The following is a 19,714-nucleotide window of genomic DNA, read 5'->3' as shown; positions in this document are numbered from 1 at the left end:
CCTACAAGATGATTCGACGTTCTTCTAGCTCAAGCTCCGCCGATTTATTCCGGAACAACCGACTCAGTACGAGCAGGCAAACAATACCCAACAAGAGGTACAAAGCGGCGAAAAGCCAAAACGTGACTCCGACATTGGGGTTCGTTGTCGCCGCATCGGATACACGCATATATCCCCTTAAAATCCATGGTTGTCTGCCAACTTCCGCATAAAACCAACCAAGCTCGATGGCAAGCAAAGAAAACGGCCCCCCCGCAAGGATTGCCCCAAGCATCCAGCGATTGAATGCGTTCCATCGCTTCATTCGGGTCATGATGAGGAACAAAACGGGAATAGCCAACAAGTAAAATCCGATGCCTACCATAGCATCAAACAAATAATGCACATACAACGGAGGCCACTCGTCTTTCGGAAATTCGTTCAACCCGATAACTGTTCCGTTTGGATCGCGTGTTGCGAGAAGGCTAAGCGCCCAAGGAATTTTTATCGCCCCCGTGATCTCCTTCGTGACCGGATCCAATCGACCGCCAACAATAAGCGATGCTCGATTACCGGTCTCGAAATGCCACTCGGCCGCCGCCAATTTCTCAGGCTGCTTCTCAACCAAAAATTGGGCTGAAACATCTCCGATCCAGATCGTAGCCACTGCTAAGATCAGTCCAATCAGCATGTTGAGTCGAATCGACTTTTTGTAGTATTCATGGTTGCGTCCTCTCAGCATGGAGAATGAGGCAATCATGGAAAGCAGAAATGCCGAGGTTAAGTAAGCGGAAGACAGGACATGAGCCACTTTGGAAGGCGTTGCCGGATTGAACATTGCAGCGAGCGGATCAAGATTTGTCAACTTCCCATTTTCGAGGGTAAACCCTTGCGGAGTATTCATAAAAGCATTAACCATCGTAATAAACAACGCGGAGGCGGATGATCCGATGATGATCGGAAGGGTCAATAACCAGTGAACATATGGATTAGAGAAACGGTTCCATGTATAAAGATAAATACCAAGAAAAATGGCTTCGAAGAAGAACGCAAAGGTTTCCAAAAAGAGCGGCAAGCTGACCACATTGCCTGCAAATCTCATGAATTCCGGCCATAACAGGCTGAGCTGAAGACCTATACACGTTCCGGTAACCACACCTACTGCTACGGTAATGACAAAGCCGCGTGTCCAACGTCGTGCCATGAGTGTATAATGAGGGTCTTTTTTTCTTATCCCTATCCATTCGGCGATGGATATGAAAAGAGGTATGCCAACCCCAACCGTGGCGAACAAGATATGAAAAGCAAGCGTCATTTCCGTCAAGCCGCGGCTCCAATCAAGAGCACTCACGTTAACCCTCCTGTCTCTACATGATGAATCTACAACAAATGATGCCTCCGTCTTCCAACGCTAATATTCCTTGCTTTTCCATAAAGTATACATGGGTGGAACTGGTTCGAGCCTTTTTGCTCAACGTCTCCATTTGATGACGGTAGCCCCATTATCCATTTCAATTACGTTCAACCGCCGTTTCCATTGAGGCGGTTTTTCTTTTGTTCTAAAATTTTACGGATTCGCCCTATTTTTTAACACAATGTCCTATCGGCTTTGATGCTGCGAAAACAGTCAACACCTAAAGTTTAAGAGGGGAGCAACCAACAAGAGTCTGTCAGAAACCCACAACAGATCACATGGGGAGGACAAGAGCATTCATGAAACCGGGTAGGAAAAAGGGATGGATCGTCGCGCTGACGCTGTCGATGGTAATGGTATTGGGCGCCTGCGGCACGAACAAAGGTAACGACGCAAACGGCAGCGGCGCAGACGGGGCGGCTTCGCTTGCCGACATCGAAGCGAAAGCCAAAGAGGAAGGCTCCGTCGTCAGCGTCGGCATGCCGGACGATTGGGCGAACTGGAAAGACACCTGGAACGACATTCAGACGAAATATGCGATTTCGCATTCCGATACCGATATGTCCAGCGCCGAAGAAATCGCCAAATTCGACGCCGAGAAGAAGAAGCCTACCGCCGACATCGGCGACGTCGGCATCGCATTCGGCAACGTGGCGATCGACAAAGGCGTTACTCAGCCGTACAAGCCGTCCCATTGGGATGAAGTGCCGGATTGGGCGAAGGACAAGGACGGCCACTGGGTGGTCGGCTACCAAGGTACGATCTCTTTCCTGACCAACAAGAACCTAGTCAAGAACCCTCCGAAGAGCTGGGAAGACCTGAAGAACGGCGATTACAAAATCGTCGTGGGCGACGTAACGAAGGCCGCTCAAGCGCAAATGGCGGTCCTGGCCGCCGCGATCGCGTTCGGCGGCGACGAGAAAAACATCGAGCCGGGCATCGCGTTCTTCGAAGACCTGGCCAAGAAAGGCCGTCTGTCCAACGCGGACGCGAAAGTCGCCAACATCGAGAAAGGCGAAGTGCCGGTTACGCTGCTGTGGGATTTCAACGCGCTGAACTACCGCGACCAAATCAACAAAGACCAATTCGAAGTGGCGGTTCCTCAGGAAGGCAGCGTCGTCAGCGGCTATGCGACGATCATCAACAAGTACGTCCCGCACCCGAACGCGGCCAAGCTGACGCGCGAATACATCTTCAGCGACGAAGGCCAAATCAATCTCGCGAAAGGCTATGCCCGTCCGATCCGCGACAGCGTGAAGCTGCCGGACGACGTCGCCGCCAAGCTGCTTCCGAAGGAAGAATACAAGAACGCGAAGCCGGTCGACGACTATAAAGTGTGGGACGAGACTTCCAAATCGCTTCCGCAGCAATGGCAGGACCGCATTCTCGTCCACATGAACTAATTCGCCGGGAAGAACCGAATATCGTATGAAGTGCCACAAGCGCCTTCGTCCCCGCGGCGAAGGCGCTCCTTAATATAAGCGCGATGGAGAGTGAACACGTGAATAGCAAGGATAAACCGCGGCGGAAGCGCCGCAACCGATGGGTGTTCGTCGGCCTCGTCCCGTTCGCGATCATGGTGCTCGCCTTTCAGCTGGCTCCCGTCTTGTCGATGATCTCGGGAAGCTTTCGGCCGGATGTCGGCTCCGGCTTTACGCTGCACAACTATTACACCGCTCTTCACAGCCCCTTCTATCTAAAAGCGATCAAGAACAGCCTGCTGATCTCGGCCTATTCCAGTCTGATCGGAATCGTCGTCGGGCTCGTCTGCGCCTATTCCGTTACCCGCTTCTCGCCGGCCATTCGCGATCGGCTGCTCATGCTGTCCAACATGACTTCGAACTTTGCCGGCGTCCCGCTTGCCTTCGCCTATATTATCCTGCTCGGCGCCAACGGCGTGTTCACGCTACTGTTCCGTCAGTGGGGCTGGAGCGCGTTCGCCGATTTTAATCTATACAGCTGGTCGGGTCTTATTCTCGTCTATGTTTACTTTCAGATTCCGCTATCGATGCTGCTGCTGTATCCAGCTTACTACGGCATCCGCGAGCAGTGGAAGGAGGCCGCGTCGCTGCTCGGGGCGAGCTCCTGGCAGTTCTGGCGTACGGTCGGCCTGCCGATCCTCGCGCCGTCCGCTTTCGGGACGCTCGGCATTCTGTTCGCCAATGCCATGGGGGCTTATGCGACGGCCTACGCGTTGGTCGGCGGCAACTACAACCTGCTCGTCATCCGGATCGGCTCGCTCGTGGCGGGCGACGTGACGAACCAGCCGAATCTCGGAAGCGCCTTGGCGGTGCTGCTCGCCGTGTCGACGCTGCTCGCCGTATTCCTGAACCATTGGATGACGAAGCGCGCCGCGAAATATTTGACGTCCGGGGAGGGAGTCGGATGACGGAAAAACCGAGAGCCGGCTGGGGCCATGTTTCGCTCCAGGTTCTGCTGCTCGTCTACTTGCTGCTGCCGCTTGCGGCCACCGGTCTATACGCGTTCGCGAAAAACTGGCAAAATACCTTGCTGCCCAAGCAATGGACGCTCGAGTGGTTCAACGCCATGTTTACGGATATGCGATTTTTTATCGCGCTGTGGAATTCGTTTTATCTGTGCGCGATTAGCGTGGCGCTGAGCCTCGTCGTCATGCTGCCCGCCGTATTCGTGCTGACGGTTTACTTCCCGAAGTGGGAATCGTTCATGAAAGGCATCGTCGTGCTGCCCTACGCGGTTCCCGGCGTCGTAGCGGCGGTAGGCCTGATCCGCACGTATTCCTCCGGACCGATCGAGATCGCGGGCACCGCCTACCTTCTGATCGGAGCCTACTTCGTAGCCGTTCTCCCTTATATGTATCAGGGACTTCGCAACAGCATGCTGACCGTCTCCGCGCCGGAGCTAATGCAAGCCGCCGAGCTTCTCGGAGCCAAGCCGATCAAGGCCTTCTTGACCGTCGTGTTTCCGAATATTTTGCCCGGGGTCATGATCTCGACGCTGCTGTCCTTCTCGGTGCTGTTCGGCGAGTTCGTGCTGACCAACATGCTGGTCGGCGCGCACATCCCGACGATTCAGGTGTATTTGTACCAGCGGTCCGGAGAAAGCGGGCATCTGTCCAGCGCGATCGGAATCACTTATTTTGTCTTTATTCTGCTGTTGTCCATGGTTTTGTTGAAGTTAGGCAGACGTTTGAACAGGGGGACCCGGCCATGAGTGCCTATCTGGATTTGCGCCATATCAGCAAAACGTACGCGCAGACGCGCGTGCTCGACGACGTGAACTTGCAGGCTGCCGAAGGGGAGCTCGTCACGCTGCTCGGCCCTTCCGGCTGCGGCAAAAGTACGCTGCTTCGCTGCATCGCCGGTCTAACCGATTTGGACGGCGGGAGCATCACGCTGCGGCAAAAGGATCTGACCCAACTTCCGCCGCGCGCGCGCGAAGTCGGAATGGTGTTCCAATCGTATGCGCTATTTCCGAATTTGACGGCGGGCGAGAACGTTGAGTATGGCCTGAGAATGAACGGACAATCGAAACGGGAGAGAGCCAAGCGGGCGGAGGCGCTGCTCGCCTTGGTCGATCTGGAGGCGAAGCGCGACGCTTACCCGCACCAGCTCTCCGGCGGGCAGCAGCAGCGGATCGCGCTAGCCCGTTCGCTCGCGGTCGAGCCGAAGCTGTTGCTGCTGGACGAGCCGCTTAGCGCTTTGGACGCGCAAATTCGCAAAAACCTACGGACGGAAATTCGCGAAATTCAAAAACGTCTGAACATGACGACGCTGTTCGTGACGCATGACCAAGAAGAGGCGCTCACGATGTCGGACCGGGTCTGCATTATGAACCGCGGTAAAATCGTGCAGCAAGGCGATCCCGAAACGATCTATACGAAGCCCGAAACCGAGTTCGTGGCCCGGTTCATGGGGAGCTATAACGTGCTGACCCGCCAGGAAGCGCTTCGTCTGTTCGAGCGGGTAGACGGTACGGCCGACAGCTTCGCGCTTCGTCCCGAGTCCGTCAAGCTGCTGGAAGCGGACGACGACCGCATCGACGGAAATAGCGGACGCAAAGTGGCGGAAGGAACCGTTCACGCCGTCTCCATCCTCGGAACGATCGTGCGGTACGCGATCGACGTGTCCGGCGTCCGGCTGACGGTCGATCGGCTGAACGACGGAAGGCTCATCGGCATGAACGTTGGAAGGAGCGTCCGTCTCTCGGTAGACCCCGCGCAATTGCTGTCTCTGGATAAGGAAGGGGCTTAAGCGGATGTCGATATCGTCCGAGGAACGGAAGCGGATTATTTCGGAGCAGCTCAAAATGTTCGGTCAGGTCAAGGTGCTCGACCTGTCGGTTCAATGTTCGGTGTCCGAGGAGACGATCCGTCGGGATCTCGTCCTGCTCGAAAGGGAAGGGCTGGCCAGGCGCGTCTACGGCGGCGCGGTGCAGGTGAAACCCGAAGGCTTCGAACCGCCCTACTTGCAGCGGCAGCAGTTCCACGCCGAAGCCAAGGAGAAGATCGGCCGGGCGGCGGCCGGGCTGATCGCGTCCGGCGACACGATCGCCATCGACGTCGGCACGACGGCGCTGCAGCTGGCCCAGTCGATCGTCGGGCGCGAGCGGCTGACGGTGCTGACCAACTCGATCGCGGTCGCTTATTACTTGATGGAATCGCTCAATTCGGGCAAGTTCTCCGGCAAGATCATCGTCATCGGCGGAGAATTGAACCCGGAGCAGCAGTCATTGTCCGGCACCGCCGGGGAGCGAATGCTTTCGCAGTTTCGCGTAGACAAGGCGTTTATTTCGATCGGCGGCATTTCGCTCGCGAGAGGCATCAGCGACTTCGATCTGAACGAAGCGGAGATGTCGCGCCGCTTCATCGAAGCGGCGGATCAAGCGATCGTGCTGACGGACGATTCGAAGCTCGGCAAGGAGACGTTCGCGGAGATCGCTCCCCTCAAGCAGCTTCATACGATCGTCTGCAACGTCGCCCCGCCCAAGGAATGGGGCGCCGCTCTGAAGGCTCATTCGATTCGCTGGCTGGAAGCCAGATAAGCTGAAACCAGCGCCGGAGCAGCTGTTTGGGTTTGGTGCGTGGGCTGATTGGTTTTAAAAAGGTCACGGATTTTCGGAAGTGCCGGGTATAGACCAGTCGTTAAGAAAACCTCTGCAAATGACCGCCATTATTTGGTACAATTTATGTGGTCGAATCGTTTCTGGAGGTGAGTGAAATGGATCAAATTCAAAAACGGCGGGGAGACTACGGCCTTGACGCTCCTATCGTCGTACGCAACCTGTTGCTGATGGGAGCCGGGTTTCTTCTTCTCGGCGTAGTGTTTTTTTTCATTTTCCAGGAACGGCTGCATTGGTTGGGGGTGATGATTAGCCTCGTTTTCCTGGTCTCCTTTCTGGTCGTTTCGGCCGAAGCACTTTATATGATATGGAGCAGCAAAGTAGGGAAGTTTCGCGAGCGGGAGAGGCTGCTTGATCTTGTCGCGCTGCAGGGCAAGGAGAAGGTGCTCGATGTCGGCTGCGGCCGGGGCTTTGTACTGAATGCAGCGGCCCGCAGGCTAACCGTGGGAAAGGCAGTCGGCATCGATATTTGGAACAAGCAGGATCAGTCAGGGAACGACCCCGATGCGACGAGAGCAAATTCCCGGACGGAAGGGGTGGCCGAGCGAGTGGAGATTGTGGATGGCGATGCACGGAGAATGCCGTTCTCGGACAACGACTTCGATGTCGTCGTTTCCAGTCTGGTCATTCATAACATCCCTAACTCTGAAGAGCGGTGTCGGGCTTTAAGCGAGATTATGCGCGTACTGAAGCCCGGCGGCCGTTTCGCAGTCCTCGATTTCCAACATGTGAAGGAGTATTCGGATGCATTCGAACGACTCGGCGCTATCGAGGTGCGGATCGTCGGGCCGCACTGGCTAATGTTTCCTCCGGTACGGATCATAACGGGACGAAAAGCGATGGATTCACCTTCGATCCTGGAACCCCATCTTTGATGAACGTCCTCGATTCCTCTTTCGGCTCGACCACCACTTAAATCCACTTCGCTACTCCTTGATTTGCTTCAAATTCCGCACCGCATGGATGGCAACCCGGATGAACAGGACCGCGCTGATCACTATGCCGGCATATCCGAAAAGGCCCACGATATTGAACTGGTCCCAAGCGTAATGGCCGCTCAAACTAAGCAATCCGATGGAGATGCCTCCGAACGCCGTCCCGACGAAAGCAAGCAAAGCTTGTGAAATCCATTTCGTCACGAATGAGGTGTTGGCCTTGTCGGAGAAAAAGCCGATCTTAACGGAAATCTCGCCCTTCTCCAGCATGGACCCGAGATGATCGAGTCGCCGCGGCAGTCTGCGAATGACGGGGAGCAGCTCCAGCAATTCGTTCGTTGCCGTTTTCCTCAGATCGGTGAATTCACTGATCGGGACGAAATCCGCCGTGTGCCCCCTTGCGAATCGGCGGGATTCGTCCATTAAGCTGAACGAAGGATTCAATTGCATCATGGTGCCCTCAAGCGTTATCAGTGAACGAAACGCGCCCGCGACATTCGAGTAGAACGAAAATCCGAACTCCCCCATCATGCGAAACAGTCCTTGTATGAACGCATCCGAGCTTCCGGTCGCGTTATAAGCCGAAGCCGACTGAACCAACAACTGGCTGAGCGATTGTTCCAAGCTTTCTTTTTCGATCTCCTGCTTCGGCTCGACCAGTTGCAACAGCGCATCCATGATGACATGCGTATTGCGCTGTTCGAATCCGATAAGCAGCCTCTTCAGGGCGTCCTGCTGCAGCGTTCCGAGCCTTCCGTCATTCAAAATATAGACGTTGCCGGGGTGAGGGTCGGCATGGAAAATGCCCCAGATGAAAATTTGCTCCAACATGCAATCGAAGATTTGTCGCTGAACCTCCAGCCGATCGATACCGCGTTCATCCAGAATCGCCGTGCCGCTCTTGACGCTTACGCCCTCCATGTACGCGATGACGAGTATTTTCGCGTTGCTGAGTTCTCGGTAGATGTGGGGGATCTTCACCTGAACAGGTATATGACCAAGCAACATCTACATACGGTATCAACAGTAGAAGACACTAAGGGAGGAGTTGCCATTGTCAGATGCTTTTGTCGCACGTTCGTTAGAAGAAATAAGATTTTGGTCGAGGATCATGAAGGAGCACTCATTGTTTCTTCGGTTGGGTTTTCGATGTGATGATACGCAATTGATTAATGAGGCTAATCAATTTTATTCGATCTTTGAGAATATCGAGAATAGAGCTAACGCCTATACGTTTGGAACTGACCCAGCCGTGATCAAAAGATTCAATCAAGAAGTCCATAACGCGGTGTCCTATATATGGGCCTTCAAGAGAAAAGTACTTGGGTTGATACTCACATGCCAGCTTCCCGGCGCCAATAATTTCCCCTTACTGGTTGATCATGTGAGCAGGGAGGCAAACTATTTCAGAAATCGATTGACAGAGTTGAATCTGGGCACATTAGAGCCATTACCCGATGCCATCATTGACGAGAATGTATTTTTCCTAAGAATCATGGCTGACCATGCTAAATTTATTAGTCATTTGCTTGATCCATCAGAACGGAAGCTAGTAGAACAAGCTAATAACTTCAGTCAAGAATTCGACCAGTTATTGTTCCAAGCGAAGGACTTAGATTCAATGCGACCGCAATCGCAAACGAAACCGTTACTAGGCCAATTTTTGGATCAGAATAGAGTATCCGTAAAATCGCTTCGCGATTTCAAGAAAACGGCTCGTGAATTAATCGAAGCGTGCAAAATTAAAAGCATTATTCATCCGTTATTGGCGGATCATGTGTTCCGCGAAGCAGAACACTTCTTGGTAATCATAGATATGTTCGAAAACAGTTTGTCAGGCAAACCTATCCAAGCTTCGAATCATTTTTAGTGAATACAAACTACGGGGCTGTCCGCCGTGGAAAACCTCCGTGGATTATTCCGATAATCCGCTTAAATAGCGGATTTTTGTTTTCTCGATACATATTGTTTTCCAACCCTGGGGCAGGGCCCGATGGCCTGGAAATACGCCGTCCCCGGCGGGAAGGTTGGTAACGGACAATGCCAAGGCTTCAGCGCAGCTGCGGCGGGGCACTGCAAGAGGGTGCGATTATAATATGCATTGACAAGTATATTCCATGTCGGGTATATTAAAGTCATGCAGTTGAGACGTGTCGGCTGCACTCAAAAAAATAGGATGAGGAGACCCAATCGATGGCTTACAAAGCGAACCATGTGTACGTAAACTTGCCGGTGAAAGATTTGAACAGGACGAAGGAATTTTTCAGCAGCATCGGTTTCGAGTTCAACCCCCAATTCTCCGACGACAAATCGGCCTGCATGGTGATTAACGACAATACGTTCGTTCAGATGCTCGCGGAATCGTACTTCCGGACGTTCGTCGACAAGCCTGTGGCCGATGTCGCCAGCGCCGCCGGAGGGATTATCGCGCTCTCCGCCGACAGCAGGGAGCACGTGGATGAACTGGCGGACAAGGCGTTGACCGCGGGAGGCAAGCAGTTCAAAGAACCGGCGGACCATGGCTTCATGTACGTCAGAAGCTTCGAGGACCTGGACGGGCATCTGTGGGAAATTGCCTATATGGACATGAGCGCTATGTCTCAGGCGTAAGAACGTACCCGACTATGTTTAAAGGCTAAGCGAAACAATCGCTTAGCCTTTTTGAATACCGGATTTTCGGTTATCAGAATATCTTGATGCAGCTGTCGCTCGATTCCGGATTTACGACGACGCTTACGCAGCAATCTCTGTCATGAAATCGTTTAACCAGAATTGATACTTAAAGTCCGTCGACTTTTAAAAACGGCATAGATTAAAATGAAACGGAGAAGCGATCGGAGGGATCGGCGTGGATATCTTGGGCGACTTCGGAAGACGGGTGAAGGAGCTTCGCAACCGTTCCGGCATGACGCAAGAAATGCTCGCTCTCCGCAGCGGATTGGATCGTTCTTACATTGGAAGCGTGGAACGCGGGGAACGCAACATCGCGTTTCTTAATATCGTGGCGATCTGCAACGCGTTCGACGTCAACCTCGCTTATTTTTTCGAAGATGAACGGTTTCCGATCGCCCCTGCCTCCCTGAAGCGAACGTACCTCAATCCTCTATCCGAAAAATTCGCGTACGAATCGGACGAAGAACAGCGGGTACTCGCTTGGCAGATCAAAGGCGGCATTACCGTCCGGGAACTATCGGATATTGGAAGTACGCTCAAGAAAGCCTGTCTGCGCTTATCCCGGGAGGGAAAAGTCAAGCTGCTGATCGATTTCCGTGACATGTTGGCGGACGGTCAGCCCTTCGTCAACCGACCGGACGTCATGGATCGGTGGGAGAATCTTCAGCATTGGGCGGTGCCTTATTGCGAGAAAGTCGTCGTTCTCTGCAACAGTAAGCTCATGCAGAATCAGTTCGATCGCCAAGGGAGGCGAAGCGGAATCTTCGATCGAAAAAATTGCTTATTCGAACCGGATCGGCAGCTTCTGATCGAACAATCCTATCATCTGCTCGGCATTCACGGCAACAAGCTTGTGGAGAAAGGATAGAGGCAAGATGCGTGCAATCGGACGAAAGGGCGCCTTCCTCGCGTTTCCCTCGGTTTGCTCGATCGCCAGTATTCTTCCCGTCCCCGTACAAGCCGCTTCTCCTGATTGGATTCTCAAAGATCCTCTAATCGTCCAACCTCCCTCGATAGATCCGGGAATCATTCATCCCGTAACCGATGCTCCCCAACCTCCGCTTGCCATCCACTTTTGGCCGAGCCAGCGGAACCTTCTATTTTATCGGGCAGACTGCGATATGGGCGTTTAATCTGACCGTAGAAAAGTCGTACGAGTCTCCCGGCGACGCCTTGGTCGTTATCGTCTACCGGAAGCTGTAACGTCATTGGATATTGGCGCGTTAGCGTGATGCCGGCTCGAATGGATCTGCATGTTAATGGGGCCGAAGGGGGACTTTTTCTGAAGCGTATTTTCATGAACAAATTCGCCAAAACTTTATTGCTTATGGTCGCTTTATTTCCAGTGGTTGTTCTATTTACGACGCAGCGATCGGAAGCCGTGCAAATTAATCGCTTCGGGATTATCGATCCGATGACCAACGCCGATGCAACCTACCTGGTAGCGGGTAAAACGTATAACATTTATTTCGATACCGATAAGGCGGGAACAACGAGCTTCGAGAACCGGAAGCTGGAGTATTCGACCGACAACGGGGCTACATGGGTCACGCTTTACGGCGATTCCGGGAAGCGGTTCTGGACTCCGTTCATCAACATGCCCATTGACCCGCGTCTGGTCTCCGCCAAGTTCCGTCTCAGTTCCTACTTCGACCCGATCATTGGATCCAAGAGCTACTCGGAAAAGATTATCGGTCCCTACAAAATTCTTCAACCTGCATCCATAACGGATGCGATCGCGACCCCGAACGAAGACGGAAAGGTAACGCTCGCGTGGAACGATAATTCAAACATGGAAACGAATTATATCATTACCCGCTATGGGCCCGATGGAACCAAAACGTTTTATAAAAACAACACGACGGATCATATCGGCCCGCTCAGTTACGTCGACGATCAGACCGATCCGAACAAGAGTTCGGTCTATATTTACAAGTTGTCCATGGTTATCGACCGGTATGGCCCCGATTATGGTACGGAAGACGTATTTTTGAGCGTTAAAACCAAAGTGCCCCCTAAAATTATCGATAAAATAACGAACATTCCCATCATCCAAACGAATCCCATCGACAGTAAAGTAAGCAAATATCTCGTGGATTTTAACCTTTATCTTGGCGATCTCAATAAAGTGGCCGTGAGCGGCGTGAAACTGAATGCCAATGCAATCACATTAAATATCGGGGAGACTCAGACGTTGACAGCAGACGTCATCCCTTCGAATGCGGCGAATAGGGAAGTGACTTGGAGCATTCAACCCGAAATCGCGGAAGTGGACAGCGCCGGCAAAGTAACGGGCAGATCGCAGGGTTCGGCAATCCTAAAAGTAAAGTCCGTGAGCGGCGGGTTTACCGATGCTTGCGTCGTTACCGTAATCGGGACTCCGGAACCTTCAGACAAGGAACCCCCGTCACCGATGACGCCTAAATTTACGGATATCGCGGGAAATCCAGCAAGCGCAGAGATTGAGGAAGCGGTAGCTTTAGGCGTCGTATTCGGTTATCCGGACGGAACGTTCCGACCTGATGAGAAAGTGACTCGCGCCGAGTTTGCGAACATGATCATTAGAGGCTTGAAGCCAGCCGACGAAGGGAAGCCGCTTCCTTTCACGGACAAAAACGAAGTCGGGGCATGGGCGCTGCCGGCGCTGCAGCAGGCATATAAGCTCGACATTATCCACGGGTACTCGGACAAGTCGATTCGGCCTAATCATAACATCACCCATGCGGAAATGATCGTCATGGTAATCAGCGCATCCAAGCTCCCCTTGAACGACAAGCCGACTAGCCTCACGGACGACGGAGACATTCCGAAATGGGCGAAACCTTCCGTTTCCAAAGCCGAAGAGACCGGCATCATTATTGTCGGCGGACTCCCGGATGGCAAATTTATGCCGCAGGCGATAACCACCCGTGCGGAAGCCGCGTCTGCTATCGTTCGGATGTTGAAAATGATATGACGCGCTTCATGCGTATCGGATCCGCGAATATCGCGGATTTTTCTTTTTATGGAACAGTGTCCGAGAGAAGTCCGCGGAAATCGCGGGCTTCTTTCTTATTGTCGGATGAAACCCATATCCAACGGACTATGACAGCAGAAAATAGGGTTCCGGAATTCGGTCCCGATCGCATTGGTTTCTGTCCCGATCCGCCATGAATCCGCTTTCTTCATTGACTATGATGGAGACAGGAATCGATAAACGAAAGGATGCTGGTTATGACTGTCAAGATCGGAATCGTAGGCATGAACGGGATCGGCAACAACCACGCGAACTGTTACAAGGAAGACGAACTCGCCGATGTCGTCGCGGTATGCGACGTCGTCAAGGAACGCGCGGACGCGGCGGCGGAGAGGCTTGGCGTCAAGGCGTATTGCAGTCTCAAGGACATGATCGAGAACGAGCCGGATCTTCAGATCGTCGACGTCGCGACCGGCGGGATCGATAATGGGAGCTGGCACTTCGAGCCTGCGATGGAAGCCATCTCGTACGGCAAGCACGTGCTCGTCGAAAAGCCGCTTTGCAACGACGTACGCGAAGGGCGCGAGCTTGTCACCTATGCCGAGAAGAGGAAGGTGTACCTCGGCTGCAATCTCAACCATTACTTCACGCCTCCCGCAGAGAAGGCAAAGCAGTATATGGATAGCGGCGAGATCGGCGAGCTGGTCTACTGCCTGGCGAAGATGGGATTCAACGGCGGGGAGACGAACTACGGTCCGGCTGGCTCGCCGAAGATCAAAGGTCACCCGTACTTCCACATGCGGGCCTTCCTGACGCATCCGTTCAGCGTCATGCGCCACTTCTGCGGGGACATCACGCATATCCAGACGTTCTCCGACCGTCCGGGCTTCCGCCGCAGCGCCGGCGACGTCATGGTCTCGATCAACAGTATTCACGTCAAGTTCGCCAATGGCGGCGTAGGCTACCTTCTGAGCCAACGCGGGGACGCCGTATACGGCCTCGGCGGCTGGTGGAGCCTGGAGGTCGCGGGTTCGAAAGGCACGTTTTGCATCGAGAATTGCGTGGAGAAGGTGTCGTTCTGGAAGGCGGAGAAGGGGATCGCCCCGATCAGCGTTCAGCCGGAGCCGGAAGTGACCGACTTCGGAACAAACGATTTCAACCGGACGTTCAACAATCGGCTGCACGCTTTTCTGGAGGACGTCGACAACAAGGTGTCCCAGGATCAGCTCCGCGCCAGCGGACGGGACGCGCTAGCCGTGCTGGAATACGTGCACGCCGTACAGGAGTCGTACGAACGGGGAGGCGAAGTCGTTCGGCCGCATCCGCTGCCGCCGCTTCACGGAGACCCGCTTTTCATGAAGTAGATCACGCAGTCTAGTCTTCCTGGCCGCTTAAATCCCCTCATTCAAGGAGGAGCTTTCCTATGATCAAGTTAGGCGTGAATTCGGTCTTGTTCAAGCAGTTTGATTTTGCCGAGGCGGCGAAGCATATCGCGCTCGCCGGTTACGACGGCGTGGAGATCGCCGCGATCCAGGGCATGTGCGAGCATCTGGACCTGAGCCGCTGGAAGGAGCAGAAAGGCGAGCTGCAGGCGATTGTGCAGGAACACGGGTTGTCGTTCCTGTCTACCGAAGTGGCTTCGCTGAAGGAGGAGCGGCTGCTGCCTGCATTCGAAGCCGCTGCCGAGATCGGCATTCCGATCGTCAACGTCGGTCCCGGCGGCAAACTGGGCGTAGAGGAGGACCTGAGGGCCTCGATCGACGAGCTGGCACGCATGGCGGAGAAGGCGGCTTCATTCGGCGTCACGCTCTGCGTCAAGGCGCATGTCGGCAATGCCATCCACGACACGCCGACGACGCTGCGCGCGATGGCAGCGATCTCCTCGCCGTCCTTCGGGATCGACATGGATCCCAGCCATATTCACCGTGCCGGGGAAAATGCCGAGCAGGCGCTCCCCGCCGTGCTTAGCCGCGTGAAGCACGTTCATATCCGCGATTGCAAGGGGCGCGAGCAGGGACCGGGACCGATCGAGCAGCAGGCCTGCGGACGCGGAGACATCGACCTGTTCGGCTACTGCCGAGCGATGGTCGACGGCAAGTACGACGGTCCCGTCGTCTTGGAAGTGATCGGAGCCGCGCCGGAGCATTCGCTTGCGCAGGTATCCATCGTAGCGGCCGAATCGTACGGATACCTTAACGCCATTCTCAAGCAATTGAACGCAAGATAAACAGTGCCAAAATTAAATGGGAGGGACCTTCACATGGCAGACAAGAAACCGAACGTCATTATTTTCGGCATCGACAGCCTGCGCCGCGACCATATGAGCAGTTACGGCTACACTCGTCTCACGACGCCCCACCTCGACAGGATCGCTTCCGAAGGCGTGCTGTTCGAGAAGCATTTCAGTCCCAGCATTCCGACGACGCCCGCATACGCCTCCATGCTGACCGGCATGGACGTCTTCGGTACCGATGTTGTCGCCCTCCGCCATCAAGGTCCGCTCGGCGGCCATGTCCGCACCCTGGCGGAGACGCTGGAGGAGAGCGGCTACAACACGACGTGCATCGGCTTCACCGGCAATCCGTCGTCCCGCGGATTCCAGACTTATCTGGATTATGAATCCTGGATGCCGGACGAGACGGGCCGCACTCCGAAGGCGCAGAACCTCAACGACGTCGCCGTGCCGGAGCTTGCGCGGCTGGCCGCGGAAGACAAACCGTTCTTCCTGTTCCTGCGCCATATGGACCCGCATTCGCCGTATTTGCCTCCAGCGCCGTACGAACGGATTTTCTACGGCGACGACGAGACGGATCCCGCCAACGATTCCATGGAGCCCGTATACGGCTTCAAACCGTTCGCCGATTTCCTGAAGTCGTGGATACCCGAGGGCGTGACGGACCAGGAATACGTTACCGCGCAGTATGACGGCGCGATCGCGTACATGGACGCGTGTATCCAGGCGATATTTGCGAAGCTGAGCGCGTTGGGGATCGAAGAGGAGACGCTAGTCGTCATCACCTCGGATCATGGAGAGACGCTCTACGAGCACGAATGCTACTTCGACCATCACGGTCTGTACGACTGTACGCTTGTCGTGCCGCTCATTCTCAGGTTCCCGGGCCGCGTGCCCGCCGGCAAACGGATTGAGGACGTAACGGTCATCTCGGATATCATGCCGACGGTACTTGAGCTGCTGGGTATCGAGAGCGGCGCCGCGTTCGACGGGCGCAGTCTGACGAACCTGATTGCAGGCAAAGAGACGGAGAGGATCAGCGAGTTCTATATGACGGAATGCACGTGGATGCGCAAGCACGGCTGGCGGACGCCGGAGTGGAAGCTGATCCGCGCGCTGGAGCCGGACTTCCACTTCAAGCCGGAGTTGGAACTGTACAACCTGATCCGGGATCCCGAGGAGAACGTCAATCTGGCGGAATCCGAGCCGGACATCGTGGAGCTGCTCACGAGCCGGATGGAAGCCTACATCGCCAAGCGGGAAAGTCAGGTGGGACGCACCAATCCGATCTATACGAACCTGAACTGGCACGGCAAAGACCTAACTTTCGCCTCCTCGCAAGAGGCGTACGATTCCCTGCATATCGGCAGCATCGTCAATGCCCGTTCGCTTCAGGCAAAGGAGAAGGCGGGTTCGAAATGATCCGGGTCGCGGTTGTCGGCGTCAATCACATCGGGAAAATCCACTGCAACGCCTACAAGCGTCATCCGGACACCGAGCTTGCGGCCGTCTGCGATCTGATGCCGGAGCGTGCGGAGGCGGCGGGACGCGAGCATGGCGTCCCCGCGTATACCGACCTTCGCGAGCTGCTCGACAGGGAGCGGGTCGATTTGGTGGCCGTGGCGACGGCAGGCATCGAGAAGGGCAGCCACCACTTCGAGCCGGCCATGATCGCGATCGATGCGGGCAAGGACGTTCACGTGGAGAAGCCGATCTCCAATTCGGTGGAAGAAGCCCGACGCATGGTGGCCGCTGCACGCGAGAAGGGAGTTCGGCTGGCCTGCAACCTGAATCACAGGTTCACGCCTGCCGCGTATAAGGCGAAGGAGCTTGTGGAGCAGGGCAAACTCGGCTCGATGCTGTTCCTTAACATGCGGCTCACGATCCAGAACCCGCAGGAGGATACGGAGTGGCTTCACATGCGAGCGCTGCATCCCCATTCCATCGATGTCATGCGCTATTTTGCCGGCGATGTGAAGCGGGTGCAGGCTTTTATGACGAAGGCTCCGGGAAGGCGGTCCTGGTCTACCGTTTCCATCAATATGCAGTTTGCGTCCGGCGCCGTCGGTCATCTGACCGGCAGCTACGATATGTCGATGCGCCATCCGATCGAATATTGCGAAGCGGCCGGCACCGAAGGCCGACTCATCATTGACAACGTATACGAGAGCATGACCTATTATCCGCACAAGTCCGACGAACTGACCGTCGTCCGCAATCCGCTGTTCGGAGGGATGCAGGGCTTCGACGATACGTTTGCGCACCGGATCAACCGCTTCATCGCACAGATCAAGTCAGGCGACGCGCCGGCGCTTATCGAGGCTTCCGGGGCCGATGCGCTTGCCGCGCAGGAAGTTATAGAAGCCGCGATCCGGTCGCACCGGGAGAACGGGATACCCGTCGACGTGACGACGCACGGATAAGGCAGGAGGTCGAAATGGACAGACAACGAGGATCGGTACTATGGTTTACGGGATTATCGGGAGCCGGCAAGACGACAACTGCCCGCCAAGTCGCCACCGCGCTCATGGATGCCGGCCGTCGTGTCGAGATGCTGGACGGCGACGATCTGCGGGAGACGATCTGTAAAGGCCTCGGTTTCAGCAGGGAGGAGCGGATCGAGAATATCAAGCGGATTGTATACGTCGCCAAGCTGCTGTCGCGCAACGGCGTAGATGTGCTTGTCTCCGCCATTACGCCTTACCGGGAGATGAGGGACTATGCGCGGAGCCACCTCCCCACATTCGTGGAAATATACGTGCAATGTCCGCTAGGCGAATGCGAGCGACGGGACGTCAAAGGTCTCTATGCGAAGGCTAGACGGGGCGAGTTGGCGCACTTCACCGGTATATCCGATCCGTTCGAGGAGCCCGAACATCCTGATATAACGATCTGTACGTCCGGCTTCACGATCCAGCGGAACTGCGAGACCGTTCTATCCTGGCTGCAAGGCCAATCACAGCTCATGAACGCGGCGCCTTAGGAGGACACGATCCCATGAAGATCATCCTGATCTCGCTCGATACGCTTCGCGCATCCCGGTTAGGCGGGTATGGATACGCGAAGCCGACGAGTCCGCATTTGGACCGGATCGCCGGACAGGGCGTACTCTTCGAGCGCGCGTACGCCGCCGATATTCCGACCGAGGTTGCGCATACCGGGGTTTTTACGGGCAAAATCGGACTGACTACCGGCGTCGTCTCGCACGGCTCGGAGTTGACTCAACTTCCGAAATCCGTGCCCTGGCTTCCGACCCTGCTCCGCTCTGCCGGCTTCACCACGTCGGCCGTCGACAATCTGTATCAGCTGAAGGAATGGTTCGCGCGCGGGTACAACACCTATATGAACAGCGTGGGCGGCAACCGCTGGATCGACGGCCGTACCGTCAACGAGCTGGCCATGCCGTGGATCGAGCAGCACAAGGATGCATCGTTCTTCCTGTTCCTTCATTATTGGGATGCCCACACGCCGTATCTGCCGCCGGCATCGTATATTCCGGCATTCTACGAACCGGGGCGGGATCCATACGATCCCGCGAACGACAGTATGGAGGCCGCCTATAACCATCCCGCCTATCCTTTCTTCAAGCACCATCACTACGATCTGGTCGGGCCCGTCACGGATAGCGCGTATTACGACGCGCTATACGACGCGGAAATTCGGTATTTGGACGACCGGTTACAGGAACTGGACGCGCATTTGGAGAAATTAGGTATTCAGGAAGAAACGTTGCTGGTTCTGTTCGGCGACCATGGGGAAAGCCTGACGGAGCATGACATTTATTGGGATCACTGCGGCTTGTACGAGCCGACCGTTCACGTGCCTATGATGATGCGCTGGCCGGGACGCATTCCCGCAGGACGGCGCGTTTCGGGCTTTGTCCAGCAGGTCGATATGATGCCGACCATTCTGGAAGCCGTCCGTCGGGAGGCCATGCCCGGCATCGACGCTGCCAAGCTAGCGGAACCGGCCGGCATGGACGGTCGAAGCCTATGGCCGTCCATCGATGGGACGGCGGATGGGACGCACGATTGCGTCTATTTGAGCGAATGCGCCTGGCAGGCGGCCCGAGGCATCCGGACGGACCGGTACAAGTTCATCCGTACCTATGATTCCGGTCCGTTCACCCGGCCGCCGACCGAGCTGTACGACCTGGACGCCGACCCAGGGGAGACCGTCAACCTCGCACAGACGGAGCCCGAGCTGGCCGACCGATTGGAGAGGCAGCTGGACGCGTGGGTAGCTTCCAAGCTGAACGGCAGGGAGGATCCGAAGGAACGGCAGCTGAGGGAAGCCGGACTGCCGTTCCGCAAGCGGATCGAACAGATCCTCGCTTCCGCGGGCATGACTTGGGACGACTGGTGCCGCGATCCCCGGCGCGAAAGGTTCGATTCGGCCGCAGGCAGTCTTCAACGAAGCTAGGG

At 55.4% G+C, this 19,714-nt stretch carries 19 protein-coding genes; 17 read left to right on the top strand and 2 right to left on the bottom strand.

Annotation, left to right across the window (positions count from 1 at the left end; translation table 11 throughout):
- Position 1 precedes the first annotated feature (1 nt).
- Positions 2-1,330, bottom strand: coding sequence for a cytochrome ubiquinol oxidase subunit I (locus H7C19_RS01885; protein WP_185140836.1), 1,329 nt, complete (start codon positions 1,328-1,330; stop codon positions 2-4).
- A gap of 362 nt (positions 1,331-1,692) precedes the next feature.
- Between H7C19_RS01885 and H7C19_RS01880 the strand changes: the two genes are divergently transcribed.
- From H7C19_RS01880 to H7C19_RS01855, 6 genes are all read left to right on the top strand, one after another.
- The gene (locus tag H7C19_RS01880; RefSeq protein ID WP_185140835.1) at positions 1,693-2,796 is read left to right on the top strand and encodes an ABC transporter substrate-binding protein; all 1,104 of its coding nucleotides are present in this window, start codon (positions 1,693-1,695) and stop codon (positions 2,794-2,796) included.
- Positions 2,797-2,969: 173 nt separating this feature from the next.
- Positions 2,970-3,782 (top strand): ABC transporter permease, encoded by an 813-nt coding sequence (locus H7C19_RS01875; RefSeq protein WP_246469266.1) that lies wholly within the window; start codon positions 2,970-2,972, stop codon positions 3,780-3,782.
- Complete coding sequence (locus H7C19_RS01870; protein WP_185140833.1) at positions 3,779-4,585, top strand: ABC transporter permease; 807 nt, start codon at positions 3,779-3,781, stop codon at positions 4,583-4,585. The genes H7C19_RS01875 and H7C19_RS01870 overlap by 4 nt, the downstream gene beginning before the upstream one ends.
- The gene (locus tag H7C19_RS01865) at positions 4,582-5,625 is read left to right on the top strand and encodes an ABC transporter ATP-binding protein (RefSeq protein WP_185140832.1); all 1,044 of its coding nucleotides are present in this window, start codon (positions 4,582-4,584) and stop codon (positions 5,623-5,625) included. Before H7C19_RS01870 ends, H7C19_RS01865 begins: the two co-directional genes overlap by 4 nt.
- 4 nt (positions 5,626-5,629) lie before the next feature.
- Positions 5,630-6,415 carry a DeoR/GlpR family DNA-binding transcription regulator gene (locus tag H7C19_RS01860; protein ID WP_185140831.1) on the top strand — a complete coding sequence of 262 codons (786 nt, stop codon included), beginning with the start codon at positions 5,630-5,632 and terminating at the stop codon, positions 6,413-6,415.
- A 176-nt stretch (positions 6,416-6,591) separates the two neighbouring features.
- A complete protein-coding gene (locus H7C19_RS01855; RefSeq protein ID WP_185140830.1) occupies positions 6,592-7,368 on the top strand; it encodes a class I SAM-dependent methyltransferase in 777 nt (258 codons plus the stop codon).
- A gap of 51 nt (positions 7,369-7,419) precedes the next feature.
- Here H7C19_RS01855 and H7C19_RS01850 read toward each other — a convergent pair whose 3' ends face one another.
- The gene (locus H7C19_RS01850) at positions 7,420-8,409 is read right to left on the bottom strand and encodes an AarF/UbiB family protein (RefSeq protein ID WP_313731266.1); all 990 of its coding nucleotides are present in this window, start codon (positions 8,407-8,409) and stop codon (positions 7,420-7,422) included.
- A 73-nt stretch (positions 8,410-8,482) separates the two neighbouring features.
- Between H7C19_RS01850 and H7C19_RS01845 the strand changes: the two genes are divergently transcribed.
- The 11 genes from H7C19_RS01845 (at position 8,483) to H7C19_RS01800 (ending at position 19,712) form a co-directional block, all read left to right on the top strand.
- A complete protein-coding gene (locus H7C19_RS01845; RefSeq protein ID WP_185140828.1) occupies positions 8,483-9,298 on the top strand; it encodes a DUF2935 domain-containing protein in 816 nt (271 codons plus the stop codon).
- A gap of 323 nt (positions 9,299-9,621) precedes the next feature.
- Positions 9,622-10,038: a VOC family protein gene (locus tag H7C19_RS01840; RefSeq protein WP_185140827.1), complete on the top strand. Its 417-nt coding sequence runs from the start codon at positions 9,622-9,624 to the stop codon at positions 10,036-10,038.
- Positions 10,039-10,276: 238 nt separating this feature from the next.
- The gene (locus H7C19_RS01835; RefSeq protein WP_221468986.1) at positions 10,277-10,969 is read left to right on the top strand and encodes a helix-turn-helix domain-containing protein; all 693 of its coding nucleotides are present in this window, start codon (positions 10,277-10,279) and stop codon (positions 10,967-10,969) included.
- A 194-nt stretch (positions 10,970-11,163) separates the two neighbouring features.
- A complete protein-coding gene (locus tag H7C19_RS34125) occupies positions 11,164-11,304 on the top strand; it encodes a hypothetical protein (protein WP_221468985.1) in 141 nt (46 codons plus the stop codon).
- Between the two features lie 94 nt (positions 11,305-11,398).
- Positions 11,399-13,057, top strand: a complete 1,659-nt coding sequence (locus H7C19_RS01830; protein ID WP_185140826.1) for an S-layer homology domain-containing protein — start codon at positions 11,399-11,401, stop codon at positions 13,055-13,057.
- A 257-nt stretch (positions 13,058-13,314) separates the two neighbouring features.
- The gene (locus H7C19_RS01825) at positions 13,315-14,421 is read left to right on the top strand and encodes a Gfo/Idh/MocA family protein (protein ID WP_185140825.1); all 1,107 of its coding nucleotides are present in this window, start codon (positions 13,315-13,317) and stop codon (positions 14,419-14,421) included.
- A 59-nt stretch (positions 14,422-14,480) separates the two neighbouring features.
- Positions 14,481-15,284 (top strand): sugar phosphate isomerase/epimerase family protein, encoded by an 804-nt coding sequence (locus H7C19_RS01820; RefSeq protein ID WP_185140824.1) that lies wholly within the window; start codon positions 14,481-14,483, stop codon positions 15,282-15,284.
- Between the two features lie 33 nt (positions 15,285-15,317).
- Positions 15,318-16,712, top strand: coding sequence for a sulfatase family protein (locus H7C19_RS01815; RefSeq protein WP_185140823.1), 1,395 nt, complete (start codon positions 15,318-15,320; stop codon positions 16,710-16,712).
- Positions 16,709-17,713 carry a Gfo/Idh/MocA family protein gene (locus H7C19_RS01810; protein ID WP_185140822.1) on the top strand — a complete coding sequence of 335 codons (1,005 nt, stop codon included), beginning with the start codon at positions 16,709-16,711 and terminating at the stop codon, positions 17,711-17,713. The genes H7C19_RS01815 and H7C19_RS01810 overlap by 4 nt, the downstream gene beginning before the upstream one ends.
- A 14-nt stretch (positions 17,714-17,727) precedes the next feature.
- Positions 17,728-18,273 (top strand): adenylyl-sulfate kinase, encoded by a 546-nt coding sequence (cysC, locus tag H7C19_RS01805; protein WP_185140821.1) that lies wholly within the window; start codon positions 17,728-17,730, stop codon positions 18,271-18,273.
- A 14-nt stretch (positions 18,274-18,287) separates the two neighbouring features.
- Positions 18,288-19,712, top strand: a complete 1,425-nt coding sequence (locus tag H7C19_RS01800) for a sulfatase family protein (RefSeq protein WP_185140820.1) — start codon at positions 18,288-18,290, stop codon at positions 19,710-19,712.
- Positions 19,713-19,714: the final 2 nt, after the last annotated feature.

The organism is Cohnella nanjingensis, assembly GCF_014212125.1.
Classification (GTDB): domain Bacteria; phylum Bacillota; class Bacilli; order Paenibacillales; family Paenibacillaceae; genus Cohnella; species Cohnella nanjingensis.
Note: the sequence above shows the minus strand (reverse complement) of the source record. Positions and strands in the feature narration are given on the sequence as shown.